The 5,366-nt window shown below is 57.2% G+C and carries 3 rRNA genes; all 3 read right to left on the minus strand.

Features of this window, described 5'->3' with window-relative positions:
• Window positions 1-2 precede the first annotated feature (2 nt).
• Window positions 3-119, minus strand: a 5S ribosomal RNA gene (gene rrf, locus IF46_RS0131935).
• A gap of 88 nt (window positions 120-207) precedes the next feature.
• Window positions 208-3,319: ribosomal RNA gene (locus tag IF46_RS0131940) — 23S ribosomal RNA — on the minus strand.
• Window positions 3,320-3,697: 378 nt separating this feature from the next.
• Window positions 3,698-5,212, minus strand: a 16S ribosomal RNA gene (locus IF46_RS0131945).
• Together the 16S, 23S and 5S rRNA genes form the textbook arrangement of a ribosomal RNA operon.
• Window positions 5,213-5,366: the final 154 nt, after the last annotated feature.

Below are 5,366 nucleotides of genomic sequence, written 5' to 3' on the forward strand. Positions count from 1 at the left end.
TTGTCCGGCGGCGTCCTACTCTCCCACACCCTCACGAGTGCAGTACCATCGGCGCTGGAGGGCTTAGCTTCCGGGTTCGGAATGTAACCGGGCGTTTCCCCTCCGCCATGACCGCCGTAACTCTATGAACATATCAAACAACCCCGGACACAAATTCTCACGGGTGTTCGCTCGTTCAGAGTTGCACAGTGGACGCGTAGCAGCTTAGTAGTCAAGTCCTCGGCCTATTAGTACCGGTCAACTGAACCCGTTACCGGGCTTACATTTCCGGCCTATCAACCCAGTCGTCTAGCTGGGGGCCTTACCCCACCAAGGTGGGTGGGATACCTCATCTTGAAGCAGGCTTCCCGCTTAGATGCTTTCAGCGGTTATCCCTTCCGAACGTAGCTAACCAGCCGTGCCCTTGGCAGGACAACTGGCACACCAGAGGTTCGTCCGTCCCGGTCCTCTCGTACTAGGGACAGCCCTTCTCAAGTATCCTACGCGCACGGCGGATAGGGACCGAACTGTCTCACGACGTTCTAAACCCAGCTCGCGTACCGCTTTAATGGGCGAACAGCCCAACCCTTGGGACCTGCTACAGCCCCAGGATGCGACGAGCCGACATCGAGGTGCCAAACCATCCCGTCGATATGGACTCTTGGGGAAGATCAGCCTGTTATCCCCGGGGTACCTTTTATCCGTTGAGCGACACCGCTTCCACTCGCAAGTGCCGGATCACTAGTCCCGACTTTCGTCCCTGCTCGACCTGTCAGTCTCACAGTCAAGCTCCCTTGTGTACTTGCACTCAACACCTGATTGCCAACCAGGCTGAGGGAACCTTTGGGCGCCTCCGTTACCTTTTAGGAGGCAACCGCCCCAGTTAAACTACCCACCAGACACTGTCCCTGAACCGGATAACGGTCCGAAGTTAGATACCCAAATCAACCAGAGTGGTATTTCAAGATTGCCTCCACCCATACTGGCGTATAGGTTTCACCGGCTCCCACCTATCCTACACAAGCTAATTCGAGTACCAATGTCAAGCTATAGTAAAGGTCCCGGGGTCTTTCCGTCCTGCCGCGCGTAACGAGCATCTTTACTCGTACTGCAATTTCGCCGGGCCTGTGGTTGAGACAGTGGGGAAGTCGTTACGCCATTCGTGCAGGTCGGAACTTACCCGACAAGGAATTTCGCTACCTTAGGATGGTTATAGTTACCACCGCCGTTTACTGGCGCTTAAGTTCTCCGCTTCGCCCCCGAAAGAGCTAACAGGTCCCCTTAACGTTCCAGCACCGGGCAGGCGTCAGTCCATATACATCGAATTACTTCTTCGCATGGACCTGTGTTTTTAGTAAACAGTCGCTTCCCCCTGCTCTCTGCGGCCATACAACGCTCCACCCGCGCGGGGCTTCACGTCTCCGGCCCCCCTTCTCCCTAAGTTACGGGGGCAATTTGCCGAGTTCCTTAACCACAGTTCGCCCGATCGCCTCGGTATTCTCTACCTGACCACCTGTGTCGGTTTGGGGTACGGGCCGCTAAGAACTCGCTAGAGGCTTTTCTCGGCAGCATAGGATCACTGACTTCACCTGAATCGGCTCGGCATCACGTCTCAGCCTTCATGTGTTGCGGATTTGCCTACAACACGGCCTACACGCTTACCCCGGCACAACCACCGGCCGGGCTCAGCTACCTTCCTGCGTCACCCCATCGCTTGACTACTACCCATCAGGTTCCCACGCTCCCTCAGCTCAGTCCGAAGACCTCACCAAGTTCGGGCAGTTAGCACAACAAGGTTCATCATTGGCGCTCTTTCGCGGGTACGGGAATATCAACCCGTTGTCCATCGACTACGCCTCTCGGCCTCGCCTTAGGTCCCGACTCACCCAGGGCGGATTAGCCTGGCCCTGGAACCCTTGGTCATCCGGCGGAAGGGTTTCTCACCCTTCTTTCGCTACTCATGCCTGCATTCTCACTCGTGCCGCGTCCACAACTGGGTCACCCCGCTGCTTCACTCGCGGCACGACGCTCCCCTACCCATCCACACACCTGCACAAGGAATCAAGTCCAAGCGAGGATAAAATGTGAATGCCACAGCTTCGGCGGTGTGCTTGAGCCCCGCTACATTGTCGGCGCGGAACCACTTGACCAGTGAGCTATTACGCACTCTTTAAAGGGTGGCTGCTTCTAAGCCAACCTCCTGGTTGTCTATGCGACCCCACATCCTTTTCCACTTAGCACACGCTTAGGGGCCTTAGCTGGTGATCTGGGCTGTTTCCCTCTCGACTACGAAGCTTATCCCCCGCAGTCTCACTGCCGCGCTCTCACTTACCGGCATTCGGAGTTTGGCTGATTTCGGTAAGCTTGTGGGCCCCCTAGACCATCCAGTGCTCTACCTCCGGCAAGAAACACGCGACGCTGCACCTAAATGCATTTCGGGGAGAACCAGCTATCACGGAGTTTGATTGGCCTTTCACCCCTAACCACAGGTCATCCCCCAATTTTTCAACATTGGTGGGTTCGGCCCTCCACGCGGTCTTACCCGCGCTTCAGCCTGCCCATGGCTAGATCACTCCGCTTCGGGTCTAGGACACGCGACTGAATCGCCCTATTCAGACTCGCTTTCGCTACGGCTCCCCCACACGGGTTAACCTCGCCACATGCCACTAACTCGCAGGCTCATTCTTCAAAAGGCACGCCGTCACCCCGCAAGGCTCCGACGGATTGTAGGCGAACGGTTTCAGGTACTATTTCACTCCCCTCCCGGGGTACTTTTCACCATTCCCTCACGGTACTTGTCCGCTATCGGTCACCAGGAAGTATTTAGGCTTACCAGGTGGTCCTGGCAGATTCACGGCAGATTTCAGGGGTCCGCCGCTACTCGGGAACACCCACAGAAGGTCAGCAACTTTCACCTACCGGACTTTCACCGTCTACGGTCAGCCATTCCAGACTGTTCGACTAGCCACTAACTTTGTAACTTCTCGAACAAGTGTCAGCTTGTTCAGCAGGGTCCCACAACCCCGACCACGCAACCCCTGACAGGTATCACACGCAGCCGGTTTAGCCTCGATCCGCTTTCGCTCGCCACTACTCACGGAATCACTAAATTGTTTTCTCTTCCTACGGGTACTGAGATGTTTCACTTCCCCGCGTTCCCTCCACACACCCTATGTGTTCAGGTGTGGGTGACACCACATGACTGGTGCCAGGTTTCCCCATTCGGACACCCTGGGATCACAGCTTGGTTGACAGCTCCCCCAGGCCTATCGCGGCCTCCCACGTCCTTCATCGGCTCCTGGTGCCAAGGCATTCACCGTTCGCCCTTGACAACTTGACCACAAAGATGCTCGCGTCCACTGTGCAATTCTCAACAAACGACCAACCCACAACCCGAAACACCCCACACCAGCACCACCACAGTGATCGGTATGTGAAGCCAAGTCATGCCTGGCAACCTCGCGCGGCAATCAGCCACACACAAGGCTCCGAAAGAAACAACCACCGGTTGTTCTTTCAGGACCCAACAGGGTGCTCACATTCTCCCCCAGCCGCACCAGAAGCAACCGTTCCCACCACCCCACAGGAGTGGCTGTACTAAGCGCCGCCGGCCGTTGCCAGGGCAAAACTTGCCAGTGTCTCCGCCATCTGAGCACCCCACCACCACATTCGGGCAGTGCGGGCTCCTTACCGACTTTCGTCGGAAGGTGCTCCTTAGAAAGGAGGTGATCCAGCCGCACCTTCCGGTACGGCTACCTTGTTACGACTTCGTCCCAATCGCCAGCCCCACCTTCGACGGCTCCCTCCACAAGGGTTGGGCCACCGGCTTCGGGTGTTGCCGACTTTCGTGACGTGACGGGCGGTGTGTACAAGGCCCGGGAACGTATTCACCGCAGCGTTGCTGATCTGCGATTACTAGCGACTCCGACTTCACGGGGTCGAGTTGCAGACCCCGATCCGAACTGAGACCGGCTTTTTGGGATTCGCTCCACCTCACGGTATCGCAGCCCATTGTACCGGCCATTGTAGCATGCGTGAAGCCCTGGACATAAGGGGCATGATGACTTGACGTCATCCCCACCTTCCTCCGAGTTGACCCCGGCAGTCTTCGATGAGTCCCCGCCATAACGCGCTGGCAACATCGAACGAGGGTTGCGCTCGTTGCGGGACTTAACCCAACATCTCACGACACGAGCTGACGACAGCCATGCACCACCTGTGACCGCCCCCGAAGGACCCCCCATCTCTGGAGGTTTTGCGGCCATGTCAAACCCAGGTAAGGTTCTTCGCGTTGCATCGAATTAATCCGCATGCTCCGCCGCTTGTGCGGGCCCCCGTCAATTCCTTTGAGTTTTAGCCTTGCGGCCGTACTCCCCAGGCGGGGCGCTTAATGCGTTAGCTGCGGCACAGGGAACCGGAGAGGCCCCCCACACCTAGCGCCCAACGTTTACAGCGTGGACTACCAGGGTATCTAATCCTGTTCGCTCCCCACGCTTTCGCTCCTCAGCGTCAGTATCGGCCCAGAGACCCGCCTTCGCCACCGGTGTTCCTCCTGATATCTGCGCATTTCACCGCTACACCAGGAATTCCAGTCTCCCCTACCGAACTCTAGCCTGCCCGTATCGACCGCAGGCTTGGGGTTGAGCCCCAAGTTTTCACGGTCGACGCGACAAGCCGCCTACGAGCTCTTTACGCCCAATAAATCCGGACAACGCTCGCACCCTACGTCTTACCGCGGCTGCTGGCACGTAGTTGGCCGGTGCTTCTTCTGCAGGTACCGTCACTCTCGCTTCGTCCCTGCTGAAAGAGGTTTACAACCCGAAGGCCGTCATCCCTCACGCGGCGTCGCTGCATCAGGCTTCCGCCCATTGTGCAATATTCCCCACTGCTGCCTCCCGTAGGAGTCTGGGCCGTGTCTCAGTCCCAGTGTGGCCGGTCGCCCTCTCAGGCCGGCTACCCGTCGTCGCCTTGGTAGGCCATCACCCCACCAACAAGCTGATAGGCCGCGAGCCCATCCCAAGCCGAAAAACTTTCCACCACCAGCCATGCGGCCAGCAGTCCTATTCGGTATTAGCCCCCGTTTCCGAGGGTTATCCCAAAGCTTGGGGCAGGTTGCTCACGTGTTACTCACCCGTTCGCCGCTCGAGTACCCCGAAGGGCCTTTCCGCTCGACTTGCATGTGTTAAGCACGCCGCCAGCGTTCGTCCTGAGCCAGGATCAAACTCTCCAACAAAAAATTAGTTGAACAGCATCCTGACAACAAACAAATGTTGCCAAAGGAATCCCAACCAGCCAGCAAAAACTGACCAGTCCGGGGTATAAATCATAATTGGCACTGGCTTTACAAGCACCCTGTTGAGTTCTCAAAGAACAACCACACACCGACC

The organism is Micromonospora chokoriensis, from assembly GCF_000718555.1.
Classification (GTDB): Bacteria; Actinomycetota; Actinomycetes; order Mycobacteriales; family Micromonosporaceae; genus Micromonospora; species Micromonospora chokoriensis_B.